The organism is Pseudomonas sp. AO-1, from assembly GCF_019775695.1.
Taxonomy (GTDB): domain Bacteria; phylum Pseudomonadota; class Gammaproteobacteria; order Pseudomonadales; family Pseudomonadaceae; genus Aquipseudomonas; species Aquipseudomonas parakoreensis.
This window is the reverse complement of record NZ_CP079947.1, coordinates 5,432,270-5,448,204: the sequence shown is the minus strand read 5'-3', so window position 1 is coordinate 5,448,204 and position 15,935 is coordinate 5,432,270. Positions and strand designations below refer to the sequence as shown.

General features: G+C 61.9%; 10 protein-coding genes. 5 read left to right on the top strand and 5 right to left on the bottom strand.

Going from position 1 to position 15,935, the window contains the following annotated elements:
* The first annotated feature begins 133 nt into the window (after positions 1 to 133).
* Positions 134 to 823 carry a DNA repair protein RecO gene (gene recO, locus KVQ82_RS24910; protein ID WP_222016385.1) on the top strand — a complete coding sequence of 230 codons (690 nt, stop codon included), beginning with the start codon at positions 134 to 136 and terminating at the stop codon, positions 821 to 823.
* Positions 824 to 862: 39 nt separating this feature from the next.
* Positions 863 to 1,609, top strand: a complete 747-nt coding sequence (gene pdxJ, locus KVQ82_RS24905) for a pyridoxine 5'-phosphate synthase (protein ID WP_222016383.1) — start codon at positions 863 to 865, stop codon at positions 1,607 to 1,609.
* A gap of 87 nt (positions 1,610 to 1,696) precedes the next feature.
* Here the strand turns inward: pdxJ and mltF are convergent, their stop codons facing one another.
* Positions 1,697 to 3,157 carry a membrane-bound lytic murein transglycosylase MltF gene (mltF, locus tag KVQ82_RS24900; protein ID WP_080963251.1) on the bottom strand — a complete coding sequence of 487 codons (1,461 nt, stop codon included), beginning with the start codon at positions 3,155 to 3,157 and terminating at the stop codon, positions 1,697 to 1,699.
* 285 nt (positions 3,158 to 3,442) lie between these two features.
* Here mltF and purL point away from each other — a divergent pair, with 285 nt between their 5' ends.
* The 3 genes from purL (at position 3,443) to KVQ82_RS24885 (ending at position 9,171) form a co-directional block, all read left to right on the top strand.
* On the top strand, positions 3,443 to 7,339 hold the full coding sequence (gene purL / locus KVQ82_RS24895) for a phosphoribosylformylglycinamidine synthase (RefSeq protein WP_222016381.1): 3,897 nt from the start codon (positions 3,443 to 3,445) through the stop codon (positions 7,337 to 7,339).
* A gap of 5 nt (positions 7,340 to 7,344) precedes the next feature.
* Complete coding sequence (locus KVQ82_RS24890; protein ID WP_222016379.1) at positions 7,345 to 7,656, top strand: YqfO family protein; 312 nt, start codon at positions 7,345 to 7,347, stop codon at positions 7,654 to 7,656.
* A 1,152-nt stretch (positions 7,657 to 8,808) separates the two neighbouring features.
* Entirely contained in the window at positions 8,809 to 9,171 is a 363-nt protein-coding gene (locus tag KVQ82_RS24885) for a DUF6124 family protein (RefSeq protein WP_041063089.1), read from the top strand.
* Positions 9,172 to 9,418: 247 nt separating this feature from the next.
* Here the strand turns inward: KVQ82_RS24885 and nagE are convergent, their stop codons facing one another.
* The 4 genes from nagE to nagA form a co-directional block, all read right to left on the bottom strand.
* On the bottom strand, positions 9,419 to 11,134 hold the full coding sequence (gene nagE, locus KVQ82_RS24880; protein ID WP_222016377.1) for an N-acetylglucosamine-specific PTS transporter subunit IIBC: 1,716 nt from the start codon (positions 11,132 to 11,134) through the stop codon (positions 9,419 to 9,421).
* A 35-nt stretch (positions 11,135 to 11,169) separates the two neighbouring features.
* Positions 11,170 to 13,683 (bottom strand): phosphoenolpyruvate--protein phosphotransferase, encoded by a 2,514-nt coding sequence (gene ptsP, locus KVQ82_RS24875; RefSeq protein ID WP_222016375.1) that lies wholly within the window; start codon positions 13,681 to 13,683, stop codon positions 11,170 to 11,172.
* A gap of 142 nt (positions 13,684 to 13,825) precedes the next feature.
* Entirely contained in the window at positions 13,826 to 14,848 is a 1,023-nt protein-coding gene (locus tag KVQ82_RS24870; protein WP_222016373.1) for an SIS domain-containing protein, read from the bottom strand.
* Positions 14,829 to 15,935, bottom strand: a complete 1,107-nt coding sequence (gene nagA, locus KVQ82_RS24865; RefSeq protein WP_222016371.1) for an N-acetylglucosamine-6-phosphate deacetylase — start codon at positions 15,933 to 15,935, stop codon at positions 14,829 to 14,831. Before nagA ends, KVQ82_RS24870 begins: the two co-directional genes overlap by 20 nt.

Genomic DNA, 15,935 nt, shown 5'->3' with positions numbered 1-15,935 from the left:
GGAGCGAGCTTGCTCGCGAAGGCGTAGTGCCAGACGACATATTTGTTGACTGACACCCTGCATTCGCGAGCAAGCTCGCTCCCACAGTGGTTTTTGGGTGAATATAAAACCGCGTTTTATCCATGAGAGTTCCATGTCTTTAAACCCACCTCCCGCCCAACTCGCCTACGTCCTGCATTCGCGCGCCTACCGCGAATCCAGCGCGCTGGTCGACTTCCTCACGCCGCAAGGTCGGCTGCGGGCGGTGTTGCGCAGTGCGCGGGGCAAGGCCGGGACATTGGCGCGACCGTTCGTGCCGCTGGAGGTCGAGTTTCGTGGCAAGGGTGAGCTGAAGAATGTCGGGCGCATGGAAAGTGCCGGCAACGCGACCTGGATGGTCGGTGATGCGCTGTTCAGCGGCCTCTATCTCAATGAGCTGCTGATCCGCCTGCTGCCCGCCGAAGATCCGCACCCGGCGGTGTTCGATCACTACGCTGCAACCCTGCTGGCCCTGGCCGAAGGCCGCCCGCTGGAGCCGTTGTTGCGCTCCTTCGAATGGCGCCTGCTGGACGATCTCGGTTACGGCTTCTCGATGAGCACTGACATCCACGGCGAGCCAGTGGCCGCGGACGGCCTCTATCGCCTGCAAGTGGATGCCGGGCTGGAACGCGTCTTCCTGTTGCAGCCGGGTCTGTTCAACGGCACCGAACTGCTGGCCATGGCCGAAGCCGACTGGACCGCGCCCGGTGCACTGTCGGCGGCCAAACGTCTGATGCGTCAGGCACTGGCCGTTCACTTGGGCGGTCGGCCCCTCGTCAGCCGCGAGCTATTTCGCAAGCCCTGATATGCTGTGCGCCGAATCTTTCCCTTCAGGAGCGCAGCCGTGACCACCAGCAATCGCATTCTTCTTGGCGTGAACATCGACCACGTCGCCACCCTGCGTCAGGCCCGTGGCACGCGCTACCCGGATCCGGTCAAGGCTGCGCTGGACGCGGAAGAGGCGGGCGCCGACGGCATCACCGTGCACCTGCGCGAAGACCGCCGGCACATTCAGGAGCGCGACGTGTTACTGCTCAAGGATGTGCTGCAGACTCGCATGAACTTCGAAATGGGCGTCACCGAAGAAATGATGGCGTTCGCCGAGCGCATCCGTCCGGCGCACATCTGCCTGGTCCCGGAGACCCGTCAGGAACTGACCACTGAAGGCGGTCTGGATGTAGCGGGGCAGGAAGAGCGGATCAAGGCGGCGGTCGCGCGTCTGTCGAAGATCGGCAGCGAAGTGTCGCTGTTCATCGATGCCGACGAGCGCCAGATCGCTGCGTCCAGGCGCGTAGGAGCACCGGCGATCGAGCTGCACACCGGGCGTTACGCTGATGCCGAGACCCCGACCGAAGTTGCTGAGGAATTGAAGCGTGTGGCGGACGGCGTGGCGTTTGGTCTGGCGCAGGGCCTGATCGTCAATGCCGGGCATGGCCTGCATTATCACAACGTCGAAGCCGTGGCAGCGATCAAGGGCATTAACGAATTGAACATCGGCCATGCGCTGGTGGCGCATGCGTTGTTCGTGGGCTTCAAATCTGCTGTTTCTGAAATGAAAGCGCTGATTCTGACGGCTGCGCTCAAAGGCTGAAGATCAAAAGATCGCAGCCTTCGGCAGCTCCTACATCATGGTCTAAAAAAAATCGACCACAACACCGAAGGCTGCGATCTTTTGCTTTTAGAGCGGGGCAGGCTCTTGAGCCGGTTTTGACTTGTCGATCCCCGGCACATGCAGATTGCCCTCGGCCACCTGATCGCCCTCGAGCTGCGGCTGGGTCACCCAGGTGAGGATGTCGTAGTAGCGACGGATGTTCGCCACGAAATGCACCGGCTCGCCGCCCCGGGCATAGCCGTAGCGGGTCTTGCTGTACCACTGCTTCTGCGACAGGCGCGGCAGCATCTTCTTCACGTCCAGCCACTTGTCCGGGTTCAGGCCTTCGCGGGACGCCAGTTTGCGCGCGTCATCGAGGTGGCCGCTGCCGACGTTGTACGCCGCCAGGGCGAACCAGGTGCGGTCCGGTTCCTGAATCGACTCGTCGAGCTGATCCTTCATGTAGGCCAGGTACTTGGCGCCGCCCATGATGCTTTGCTTGGGATCGAGCCGGTTCGACACGCCCATCGCCTGAGCGGTGTTCTGGGTCAGCATCATCAAGCCGCGCACGCCGGTTTTCGAAGTGACCGCCGGTTGCCACAGCGATTCCTGATAACCGATGGCCGCGAGCAGGCGCCAGTCGATTTTCTCTTTCTTGGCGTAGGCCTTGAAGTGCTGTTCGTATTTGGGCAGGCGCTGCTGCAGGTGCTGGGCGAAGGTGGTGGCGCCCATGTAGCCGAGGACATCGACGTGGCCGTAGTAACGGTCTTTCAGGCGCTGCAGGGTGCCGTTTTTCTGCACCTTGTCGAGGTAGGCGTTGATCTCGTTGAGCAGGCTGTTGTCTTCACCGGCGGCCACCGCCCAGCTCTGGCTGCGCGCATCGCCGAGGTCGAAGGCCACGCGGATGTTGGTGAAGTACACCTGGTTCATTGCCACTTCGTTGGAATCAACCAGCGTCAGGTCGATCTGGCCTTCATCGACCATGCGCAACAGATCGACCACCTCAACGGCGTCGGATTCTTCATATTCGATGCCGGGGAATTTCTTTTTCAGCTCTGCCAGTTGTTCGGCGTGGGTGCTGCCCTTGAGCACCATGATCTTCTTGCCGACCAGATCGCCGGGATCCGTCGGCCGCGACTGGCCGTTGCGATAGATGATCTGCGGGGTGACTTCGAGGTAGGAGTGGGAGAACCGCACCTGCTTCTTGCGTTCCTCGCTGCTGACCAGGCCCGCCGCCGCCAGCACCGGGCCGTTCGGCTTGCCGATCTGGTTGAACAGGTCATCGAGGTTGTCGGCGGTCTCGATCTTCAGTTCGACCCCCAAATCGTCGGCGAAGCGCTTCACCAGCTCGTATTCGAAGCCGGTTTCACCGCTGCGATCCTGAAAGTAGGTGGCGGGGCTGTTACGGGTAATCACCCGCAGCACACCATCCTCCTTTACGCGCTCAAGTGTGTTGGGTTTATCAACACAACCACCGAGCATCAGGAAGAGTCCGGTTGCGATCAGCCATTTGGCGTACCGCGGACGCAAAGCCGTTGGGAAAAACATGTGCGCAGTATACGCAAACGGCTGCGGGCGCCATATCTCGACAGTGAGGGGCTTGTCTGCTAGAGATCACAAAACCGCACGAAACCCCGCAGGAATGGGGCTTAGCGGCATTTTGTGACAGAAAAAATAAGCGTTGGCCGCGCCCTCTCGAAATTTGACTTCAAAGGCAGAAACACAGATTGATATCCGAGTGCAACCGTGCGTAGCGTTTCGGGTGATGTTGAGGGCGGTTTAGGCTAGAATGCACGGCCTCAAAGCACACCCCTTCCCGAGGCTGTCCCGAAGATGTTGATCCTGCGCGGCGCTCCTGCCCTTTCTGCCTTTCGCCACAGCAAACTCCTTGAGCAACTGAGCCAGAAGGTTCCAGCTGTCAATGGCCTGTATGCTGAATTCGCTCACTTCGCCGAAGTCACCGGCGTCCTGACCTGCGACGAACAGCAGGTGCTTGCGCGCCTTCTGAAGTACGGCCCAAGCGTTCCGGTACAAGAGCCGACCGGCCGTCTGTTCCTGGTGTTGCCGCGTTTCGGCACCATCTCGCCATGGTCGAGCAAGGCCAGCGACATCGCCCGCAACTGCGGCCTGAGCAAGATTCAGCGTCTGGAGCGCGGCATCGCGTTCTACGTGGCCGGCCAGTTCAGCGACACCGAAGCCCAACAGATTGCCGACGTGCTGCATGACCGCATGACCCAGATCGTCCTGGGCAATCTGGAACAGGCCGCGGGTCTGTTCAGCCACGCCGAGCCGAAACCGCTGACCGCGATCGACATCCTCGGTGGCGGCCGCGCCGCGCTGGAAAAAGCCAACACTGAACTGGGCCTGGCCCTGGCCGAAGACGAGATCGACTATCTGGTCAACGCCTTCAACGGTCTCAAGCGCAACCCGCACGACATCGAACTGATGATGTTCGCCCAGGCCAACTCCGAGCACTGCCGCCACAAGATCTTCAACGCCAGTTGGGATATTGACGGCGAGAGCCAGGAAAAAAGCCTGTTCGGCATGATCAAGAACACCTACCAGATGCACAACGAAGGCGTGCTGTCCGCTTATAAGGACAACGCTTCGGTGATCGTCGGCAACGTCGCCGGCCGCTTCTTCCCGGATCCGGAAACCCGCCAGTACGGCGCGGTGCAGGAGCCGGTGCACATCCTGATGAAGGTCGAGACCCACAACCACCCGACCGCGATCGCCCCGTTCCCGGGCGCCTCCACCGGTTCCGGTGGCGAGATCCGCGACGAAGGTGCCACCGGCCGTGGCGCGAAGCCAAAGGCCGGCCTGACCGGTTTCACCGTGTCCAACCTGCAGATCCCGGGCTTCGAACAACCGTGGGAAGTGCCGTACGGCAAGCCTGAGCGCATCGTTACCGCGCTGGACATCATGATCGAAGGCCCGCTGGGCGGCGCCGCGTTCAACAACGAATTCGGTCGTCCGGCCCTGACCGGCTACTTCCGTACCTTCGAACAATCGATCACTACTCCGCACGGTGACGAAGTTCGCGGTTACCACAAGCCGATCATGCTCGCGGGCGGTATGGGCAACATCCGCGAAGAACACGTCAAGAAAGGCGAGATTCTGGTCGGCTCCAAGCTGATCGTGCTCGGCGGCCCGGCAATGCTCATCGGTCTGGGCGGCGGTGCTGCGTCCTCGATGGCCACCGGCACCAGCTCGGCGGATCTCGACTTCGCTTCCGTACAGCGTGAAAACCCTGAAATGGAACGTCGCTGCCAGGAAGTCATCGACCGTTGCTGGCAGCTGGGCGACAAGAACCCGATCAGCTTCATCCACGACGTGGGCGCGGGCGGTCTATCCAACGCCTTCCCGGAACTGGTCAACGACGGCGACCGCGGTGGCCGTTTCGAACTGCGCAACATTCCAAACGACGAGCCGGGCATGGCCCCGCACGAAATCTGGTCCAACGAATCTCAGGAACGTTACGTTCTGGCGGTCGGCCCGGCCGACTTCGAGCGCTTCAAGGCGATCTGCGAACGTGAGCGCTGCCCGTTCGCCGTGGTCGGCGAAGCCACTGCCGAGCCGCAACTGACCGTGACGGACAGCCACTTCGGCAACAACCCGGTGGACATGCCGCTGGAAGTGTTGCTGGGCAAGGCCCCGCGCATGCACCGTTCGGTGGTTCGCGAAGCCGAGCTGGGCGATGACTTCGATCCGTCGAACCTGGACATCAGCGAATCCATCGAGCGCGTCCTGCATCACCCGGCCGTGGCGAGCAAAAGCTTCCTGATCACCATCGGCGACCGCACCATCACCGGCCTCGTGGCCCGTGACCAGATGGTTGGCCCATGGCAGGTTCCGGTGGCCGACGTCGCCGTCACCGCCACCAGTTTCGACGTCTACACCGGTGAAGCGATGGCCATGGGCGAGCGCACTCCGCTGGCGCTGCTGGACGCTCCGGCGTCGGGCCGTATGGCTATCGGCGAAACCCTGACCAACATTGCCGCTTCGCGCATCAACAAGATTTCCGACATCAAGCTGTCGGCGAACTGGATGTCCGCTGCCGGCCACCCGGGCGAAGACGCGCGTCTGTACGACACCGTGAAAGCGGTCGGCATGGAACTGTGCCCTGAGCTGGGCATCACCATTCCGGTCGGCAAGGACTCGATGTCCATGGCCACCCGCTGGAACGACAACGGTGAAGAAAAAACCGTGACCTCGCCGATGTCGCTGATCGTGACCGGTTTCGCCCCAGTGGCTGACATCCGTCAGACCCTGACCCCGGAACTGCGCATGGACAAGGGCACCACCGACCTGATCCTGATCGACCTCGGTCGAGGCCAGAACCGCATGGGGGCCTCGATCCTCGCTCAGGTTCACGGCAAGCTCGGCAAGCAGGCACCGGACGTCGATGACGCCGAAGACCTGAAGGCCTTCTTCGCGGTGATCCAGGGCCTCAACGCCGACGGTCACCTGCTGGCTTACCACGACCGTTCCGACGGTGGTCTGCTGACCTCCGTGGTGGAAATGGCGTTTGCCGGCCACTGCGGTCTGAGCCTGAACCTGGACAGCGTTGCTGAAAATTCGGCAGAAATCGCCGCGATCCTGTTCAACGAAGAACTGGGTGCGGTGATCCAGGTTCGTCAGGACGCCACCCCGGACATCCTCGCGCAATTCAGCGCGGCCGGTCTGGGCGACTGCGTGTCGGTGATCGGTCAGCCGATCAACAACGGCCAGATCAACATCACCTTCAACGGTGACACGGTGTTCGAAGGCCAGCGCCGTCTGCTGCAACGTCAGTGGGCCGAGACCAGCTACCAGATCCAGCGTCTGCGCGACAACGCCGACTGCGCCGAGCAAGAGTTCGATGCGCTGCTGGAAGAAGACAACCCGGGCCTGAGCGTCAAGCTGAGCTACGATGTCAACCAGGACATCGCCGCGCCTTACATCAAGAAAGGCATCCGCCCACAGGTTGCCGTGCTGCGTGAGCAGGGCGTCAACGGTCAGGTGGAAATGGCCGCCGCGTTCGACCGCGCCGGTTTCAACGCGATCGACGTGCATATGAGCGATATTCTCGCTGGCCGTGTCGACCTGAACGAGTTCAAAGGCCTGGTGGCCTGCGGTGGTTTCTCCTACGGCGACGTCCTCGGCGCCGGTGAAGGTTGGGCCAAGTCGGCACTGTTCAACAGCCGTGCCCGCGATGCGTTCCAGGGCTTCTTCGAACGTAACGACAGCTTCACCCTCGGCGTGTGCAACGGTTGCCAGATGATGTCCAACCTGCACGAGCTGATCCCGGGCAGCGAGTTCTGGCCGCACTTCGTGCGCAACCGCTCCGAGCAGTTCGAAGCGCGCGTGGCGATGGTGCAGATCCAGGAATCGAACTCGATCTTCTTGCAGGGCATGGCCGGTTCACGCATGCCGATCGCCATCGCGCACGGTGAAGGCCATGCCGAGTTCTCCAGCGAAGAAGCCCTGCTGGAAGCCGATCTGTCCGGTTGCGTGGCGATGCGTTTCGTCGACAACCACGGTAAGGTCACCGAAGCCTACCCGGCCAACCCGAACGGTTCGCCACGCGGGATTACCGGTCTCACCAGCCGCGACGGTCGTGTGACGATCATGATGCCGCACCCGGAGCGGGTGTTCCGCGCGGTGCAGAACTCATGGCGTTCGGAAGACTGGACCGAGGATGCTCCTTGGATGCGCATGTTCCGTAACGCGCGCGTCTGGGTGAACTGAGGCCTGTGTACAAGCTCGGGTTTTTTGTTCCCGATAGTCATGTCGAGGTGGTCAAGGACGCTGTATTCGCTGCCGGTGGTGGGCGGATCGGGGACTATGACCACTGTGCTTGGCAGGTGCTTGGGTCTGGCCAGTTTCGACCGTTGGACGGCAGTCAGCCGTTCATTGGTGAGGCGGGGCAGGTTGAGCGGGTCGAGGAATGGAAGGTTGAGCTTGTGGTTTGTGATGAGCTGATTCGTGAGGTGGTGGCGGCTTTGAAGTTGAGTCACCCTTACGAGACGCCGGCTTATGAAGTGTGGCGGCTGGAGGATTTCTGATCTTCTTTCCGCTGGAATGGGAAACCCGCAGATGAGTGATTGTCTGCGGGTTTTTTGTTGCCTGCGATTTGAGGGGTGAATGCGTTTCATTGTGGGAGCTGGCTTGCCAGCGATGGCGCCCTTATAGGCGACCATGCTCTGTCTGATTGAGTGAGTATCCGTTGCTTCGGGTGCGGCGGCTGGCGGTTTCGCCCTTACGGCGACTCGCTTTTTTTACAAACGCCTAAAAAAGTAAGCAAAAAAACGCTTGCTCCTGCGTTCGGCCCGCTCGCTGGGGCTCGGGGTCCCTTCGCTGCGGGCTCGATCCGGGCGCAGCGCCTACGGTTTGCTTCGCTGCACCTCCTCTCGCTGTGTTTGGCTGCGCCAAACGGTCGCTGCGCTCCCACCCCCGGATCAATCCCTCCACTCAGCCTTCCGACGTCGCCCGTGGATCAAGATCAAAAGCCACAGCCGAGCTTGCGCTCATCCTGGAGTGGGGCGGCTTCGCCGCATGGCGGTGTTCACAAGTTAAAAATATGGGAGCTGGCTTGTCAGCGATGGCGGCCTGACAGCCGACCAATCTCCCACTGAAGTCACTCAATTTCCCTGTGGGAGCGAGCCTGCTCGCGAAGGCGCCCTGCCAGCCAACCGTTCTCCAAATGAATACCCCAATCCATTGTGGGAGCTGGCTTGCCAGCGATGGCGGCCTGACAGCCGACCATTTTCTATCTGGTGCATCTCCCCTCTGTAGGAGCTGCCGAAGGCTGCGATCTTTTGACTTTGGTTTTTTACAGTCAAAGGGCAGATCAAAAGATCGCAGCCTTCGGCAGCTCCTACACGAGATGTTTTGTGTTTAAGAGTGTGTGGAATTACCAGAACCTTCCCACAAGATTTTCAGGTTGTCCCTCGGACGTCCGGTCTCTAGGCTTCGTCTGTCGCTGCCAATTCAGCGACCGGGAGGTGAGATACCCGATTTGGATCCCCAGACAAGTGCCCCCATAATTGCGGCCAGCTTTCGCTGTCAGCAATTCCTTATGGCGGCTATGTACGGGCGGACTTCGGTCCGGCCGGATTTGGGGTCCTTACCGGTAATCTCACTCCGTACATGGCTGCCACCTCTTCTCCGAGTGAGATCGGGAGCAAGTGGCTACGACACTTAAAAGGACTTGTTCGATGGACAAACTGATCCCCGACCCACCCCACAAAACCACAGCACCACCCGTCGACGCCATCCGCGTCGAAGACCTGACGAAAGACCGTGAAGCCATCAAGCGCGCTGTCGATTTCTACTTCACCCAGCAACCCGCTCAGGCGCATCAGCCCAGCACAATGTTCCTGGTCAACCCCAGCATCGACACCGAAACCCTGCTAGCCCACGCCTACGAATCGTTGGCCTGCGCCAGTGCCATGGCCAGCAACTTCGCCAGCGAACTCAGCGGCCTGCAACGCAGCAACGCACTGGCGATCCAGCAAATCGTCATGCTCGCCGAACTGGCGGTAAACCGCGCGCTGGACCGGGTCGATCCACAAACCTGACAACGCGACATCGTTGATCGCCAGTAGGCTTGCTTCCACAACGTCGTGTACGATTTTGAGAACTTTGCCCAACCTGTGGGAGCCTGGCTCGTCAGCGATGGCGACCTGATTCTTGGGAAAGATAGCTTCCATGTAGGAGCTGTCGAGTGAAACGAGGCTGCGATCTTTTGATCTTTGATTATGATTGTAAAAAGCAAAATCAAAAGATCGCAGCCTGCGGCAGCTCCTACATGGGTGATGTGTGGGGTCAGACTTTGGCGCTGACCTCACTGCGATTAACCAACGCCTCAATCGCCCCACTCAAACTCGCGGCTTTCTCGCCAATCAACAAGTGCCAGACCCCACCTTCCAACGGGCTTACACCCTGGCAACCCAGCTCTTTCAACTGAGCCTCGGAAAGCGCTTTACCATCGGCCAGTTGCAGGCGAATGCGGGTCAGGGCGATGCAGTCCAGCTGCAGCACATTCTCGCTACCACCCAGTGCTGTCAGCCATTGCTGGGCTTCCGGTGCAGCGACGAATGCAGCTTTCGATTCCTCGACCACCACCGTAGGCGTAGCCACCAACGCACGCCCCAGCGCTGGCATCGCGAGGCGGATTTCGTCGGCGATGCTGTCGGCCAATGGCCCAACCACCACCTGCAAGCTGCCGCCCTTGCCCGGGCGTACCACGGCCATCGCGCCCAGCGCTTTCAAATCCGCATCGGATGCCTTGTTGCGATCGACCATTTCCAGTCGCAGACGAGTCGTGCAGGCGCCCACGGTAAGCAGATTCTCGGCACCGCCCAAGGCCTTGATGTACGCAGCGGCACGTTCGTTTTCCGTGAGCACTGACTTCTCGGTGGCGGCCACATCCTCACGCCCCGGCGTCTTCAAATTGAAGCGACGAATACAGAAATCAAACACCGCGTAATACACCACGGCATACGCCAGTCCGACCGGAATAACCAGCCAGCCATTGGTCGAGCGCCCCCAACCCAGCACCATGTCGATGAAGCCGCCGGAGAAGGTGAAACCCAGGTGAATGTTCAGCGCATTGGTGATCGCCATCGACAGGCCGGTCAGCAGCGCATGCAGCAGATACAGCAGCGGGGCGAGGAACATGAAGGCGAATTCGATGGGCTCGGTTACCCCGGTCAAAAACGAGGTCAGCGCCATCGACAGGAAGATCCCGCCCATGACCTTGCGCCGCTCTGGCAGGGCGTTGCGGTACATCGCCAGGCATGCGGCGGGCAGGCCGAAGATCATCATCGGGAACATGCCGGTCATGAACTGGCCGCCCTTTGGATCGCCGGCGAAGTAGCGTGACAGGTCGCCGGTGACCAGTGCACCGGTGGTCGGATCGGTGAAGTTGCCGAACACGAACCACGCCATGTTGTTGAGGATGTGGTGCAGGCCGGTGACGATCAGCAGGCGGTTGAACACGCCGAAGACGAACGCGCCAATGCTGCCGCTTTCCATCATCAGCGCGCCGAAGGCATTGATGCCGTGCTGGATCGGCGGCCAGATGTAGCCGAACACCACGCCCAGCCCGACGGCTGCGAACCCGGTGACGATCGGCACGAAGCGCCGGCCGCCGAAGAACGCCAGGTACTCCGGCAGCTTGATGTCCTTGAAGCGGTTGTACAGCGCGCCGGCCATCAGGCCGCTGACGATCCCGGCGAGCATGCCCATGTTGATGCTTGGGTCGAGCACCTTGAGGGTGGAGATCATCACCAGGTAACCGATCACCCCGGCCAGGCCTGCGGTGCCGTTGTTGTCCTTGGCGAAACCGACAGCGATGCCGATGGCGAAGATCATTGCCAGGTTGGCGAAGATCACTTGCCCGGCATCGTGGATGATCGCGATGTTCAAAAGGTCGGTGTCACCCAGACGCAGCAGCAGGCCGGCAATCGGCAGGATCGCGATCGGCAGCATCAGCGCGCGGCCGAGGCGTTGCAGGCCTTCGATGAAGAGTTGGTACATGGTGGTTCTCCCTGCTCTTTATAGAGAGCTTGTTGTTAGTGCAGAGGCCAATGCTGGTGGCAGGCGTGACGAACCGCAGCGGCGCTGTTGAGTTTCAACAGGTCAAGGCTGAGGCGTTGGCATTCGGCCTCGTGCAACTGGCGCACGCGATCCTTGATTTCACCGATCTGCACCGGGCTCACCGACAACTCGGTCACGCCGAGGCCGATCAGCACCGGCGTCGCCAGTGGATCGGAGGCGAGGGCGCCGCAGACGCCGACCCAGCGTTTGTGCGCCGCCGCACCTGCGCAGGTCATGGCGATCAGCCGCAGCAGCGCCGGGTGCAAGGCATCGACCCGGGCGGCGAGGCCGGCGTGGTCGCGGTCCATGGCCAGGGTGTATTGCGACAGATCGTTGGTGCCGATCGACAGGAAGTCGGCATGTTCGGCCAGTTGTTCGGCCTGCAAGGCAGCCGCGGGGACTTCAATCATCACGCCGATTTCCGGGCGCTGGCTGATGCCCAGTTCCAGGCACAGCGCATCGACGCGCTGACGGATCTGCAGCAGTTCATCGACTTCGGTAACCATCGGCAGCAGGATCCGGCAACGCTGCAACGGGCTGACTTGCAGCAGTGCGCGCAGTTGCTGATCGAGGATTTCCGGACGGGCCTGAGCCAGACGAATGCCACGCAAGCCGAGTACCGGGTTGGCTTCGGCAGGCAGCGGCAGGTAGTCGAGTTGCTTGTCGCCGCCGACGTCGATGGTGCGAATAATCACCGAATGTTCACCCATGGCATCGAGCACCGCTTGATAGGCAAAGCGCTGCTCTTCGACGTCCGGCGCGGTTTGCCGGTCGACGAACAGAAACTCGGTGCGTAACAGGCCGACGCCATCGGCGCCGTTGGCAAAGGCGTCCGCCGCTTCATGGCTGGAGGCAACATTGGCGACCACTTCGATGACCACGCCATTGCGGGTTTCGGCGGGCAGATGGGCCTTTTTCTGTTGCGCATCGCGGCGTTGCTGACGCTCGATTTGCGCCTGCTGCACTTCGGCCAGACGCTCGGCATTTGGCTTCAGTTCGAGGCGACCGCCATCGGCATCCAGCACCACCGACTGACCTTGTGCTTGATCGAGTAAAGCGGCGCCCAGTGCAACCAGGCACGGCAGGCCTTTGCCGCGCGCCAGAATCGCCACATGCGAGGTCGCGCCGCCTTCGGCCATGCACAATCCCGCGACACCCTGCGCGCTGAGTTGCAGCAGATCCGACGGCGTCAATTCATGCGCAGCAACGATGGCGCCGGCCGGCACGTCGTAATGCCAGGCTTCGCCGAGCACGGCGCGCAGCACCCGTTGCTTGAGGTCGCGCAGGTCGTTGGCACGTTCGGCCAGCAGCGCGCTGCCGGTGTGTTGCAGCACTTCGCATTGCACATCGATCGACTGGCTCCAGGCGTGAGTCGCCGCTGTGCCTTGATCGATGGAATGCTGCGCGGCGTCGAGCAGGGCCGGGTCTTCGAGCAGGGCCAGGTGCGCGGCGAAGATCGCTTCTTCATCGATGTTCTTGTGCTTTTTTGCTTGGGTGAGCGTGGCGTTGATTTCGCCGCGAACCTGATGCAGCGCCGACTCCAGCACCTGCTGTTGCACCTGCGGATCATGCTTGCCGACATCTGCCGGCAGGCTGATCGCGTTCAGGCGAAACAACGGCCCGCCAACCAGTCCAGGTGCGGCACACACCCCTTGCAGCACGCCCGCCTCGGCTGGGCGTTTGCGCGGTGTGGCGCTGGCCGGCGCAGCGGCGTGATGATCATCGGGCAGGGCGGTCGCCAGTGCATTGAGCAAAGCTTGCAGCGCGGCTTCGGCGTCCGGTCCCTGACAGCTGACCTGCACCTCATCCTGCTCGCCGATGGCCAGGCCCATTAGCCCGATCAGGCTGTTGCACGGCGCCGATTGGCCGGCGAAGTGCAGTTGCGACTGGCTCTTGAAACCTTGTGCGGTCTGGCGAATTAGCGCGGCCGGGCGCGCATGCAAGCCGCCGCGATGTGCCACCAAGACCAGCCCCTGCACCGCTGGCCCACCCAGCACTTCAGCATTCGCCGCCGTACTGGTGCGGGCAATGATGTGCAGCAGCGGCTCGCCGACCTTCACCGCTTTGAGCGTGATCGGGCGCACCTGGAAGTCCTGGCTGTTGGTCAGGATCAACAGGCTGACCAGGCTTTTGCACTGTTGGCCGACCTTGTCCAGGTCGTAGCGCAACAACGGTTGGCCCTTGTCGACCCGCGTGCCTTGCTTGACCAGCATCGAGAAGCCTTCGCCGTTCAGTTCGACAGTGTCCAGGCCAAGATGCAGGAGGATTTCCGCGCCGTTGTCGGCGCGCACGGTCAGCGCGTGGCCGGTGCGGGCGACGTGGATGATCTCCCCGGCACAGGGCGAGTACAGGGTGTCATTCAACGGGTCGATGGCGATACCGTCGCCCATCGCGCCACTGGCGAACACCGCGTCCGGGACTTTGGCGAGCGTGAGCACCGGGCCGCTGAGCGGGGCGCTGAGGGTCAGCTCTTTATTGTTGTTGTGCATGGCTCGGTCTCATCAGTAATTTCGCTTTCCCCTGTAGGAGCTGCCGCAGGCTGCGATCTTTTGATCTTGTTTTTTTGAACGTCAAAATCAAAAGATCGCAGCCTTCGGCAGCTCCTACACGGGTTACATGCCTAAACAGTGGTCAGTGCGTACGGGTCACTTTGCTCAGGTGACGCGGCTGATCCGGGTCCATGCCGCGAGCCACGGCCAGGCCGGCGGCCATCACGTAGAAGCTCTGGATCGCCAGAATCGGGTCGAGGGCCGGGTGTTCGGCGCGGCTCAGGGTCAGGTCGCGTTCGAGAATGTCGTCCGGCGCGGCCAGCAGCACGCGGGCACCGCGTTGACGCATCTCTGACGCGAGGCTGATCAGACCGGCCTGTTCGGCACCGCGTGGGGCGAACACCAGTAGCGGGTAATGCTCGTCGATCAGTGCCATCGGGCCGTGACGGACTTCGGCACTGCTGAACGCTTCGGCCTGAATGGCCGAGGTTTCCTTGAATTTCAGCGCGGCCTCTTGGGCGATGGCAAAACCGGCGCCACGGCCGATGACCATCAGCCGTTCGCAATCTCGCAAGGCATCGATGGCCGCGCTCCAGTCCTGTTGCGCCGCGTCGCGCAGGCCTTCGGGTAGGGCGTTGTGCGCTTCCAGCAGTTCGCTGTCTTCTTTCCAGTGCGCGATCAGACGGGCGCTGGCGCTCAGGGTGGCGATGAAACTCTTGGTCGCGGCGACACTGCTTTCGATACCGGCGAGCAACGGCAGGCTGAATTCACACGCCGCTTCCAGTGGCGAATCGGCGGCGTTGACCATCGACACGCTCAGCGCGCCACGCTTGCGCAGCAGACGCAGGCTGTTGACCAGATCCGGGCTTTGCCCCGATTGCGAGAACGCGAACGCGACCTGACCGCTGACCTTCAACGGCGCCTGCTGCATGGTCACCACCGACATCGGCAACGACGCCACCGGTACCCCCAGTTGCTGCATGGTCAGGTAGGCGAAGTAGCTCGCCGCGTGGTCGGAGCTGCCGCGCGCGACGGTCATCGCCACTTGCGGCGGCTGACGGCGCAGGCGCCCGGCGATCTCGATCATCTGCGGGTCGAGCTGTTGCAGTTGGGCTTGCACGGCCTCGAACGAGGACAGCGCCTCTTCAAGCATTTTTGAAGTCAATGTCTTCTCCTTCGACCATGACGGCGGTCAGTGTGAGTGAGCGATCCAGCCGCACGCAGTCGACCCAGGCGCCCGGTTCGAGGCGCCCGCGTTCGGTGATGCCGAGGTAGTCGGCGGGAAATTGCGACAGGCGCTGCGAGGCCTCGGCGATCGGCAATCCGATCTTCACCAGGTTGCGCAGGGCCTGATCCATGGTCAGGGTGCTGCCGGCCAGCGTGCCGTCGGGCAGGCGCACGCCGCCCAGGCATTTGGTCACGGTGTGGCTGCCGAGCTTGTATTCACCGTCGGGCATGCCGGCTGCGGCGGTTGAATCGGTGACACAGTACAGGCACGGGATCGCACGCAGGGCCACGCGGATCGCGCCGGGGTGCACGTGCAACAAGTCCGGGATCAGCTCGGCGAATTTGGCGTGGGCCAACGCGGCGCCGACGATGCCCGGCTCGCGGTGATGCAGCGGGCTCATGGCGTTGTACAAATGGGTGAAACTGGTCGCGCCGGCATCGAGGGCGGCGACGCCTTCCTCGTAGCTGCCGAGGGTGTGGCCGATCTGCATGCGGATGCCGCGGCTGCTCAGTTCACGAATCAACCCGTCGTGGCCGGCGATTTCCGGAGCGATGGTGATCACCCGGATCGGCGCCAGCGCGAGGTATTGCTCGACTTCGACCATCAACGCGGTGTGGGCGAAATTCGGTTGCGCGCCGAGTTTGCCGGGGTTGATGTACGGGCCTTCCAGGTGCACACCAAGGACGCGGGCGGCGCCTTGCGGACGCTGTTCGCAGAACTCGCCGACTTCTTTCAGCACGCTGGAAATCTCGGCACTCGGCGCGGTCATGGTGGTGGCCAGCAGTGAAGTGGTGCCGAAGCGCACGTGGGTTTTGGTGATGGTTTCGAAGGCGCTGGCGCCTTCCATGATGTCTTTACCACCACCGCCGTGGACGTGCAGGTCGATGAAACCCGGCAGCAGGTACGGCAGGTCATTGTCGGCCGGATCGCAGGGTACGCCTTCGATCGACACGACTTTGCCGTGTTCGTGAATCAGCCGGCCGCGAACCCAGCCGCTGGCGGTGAGGATGTTGTCTTCGGACAT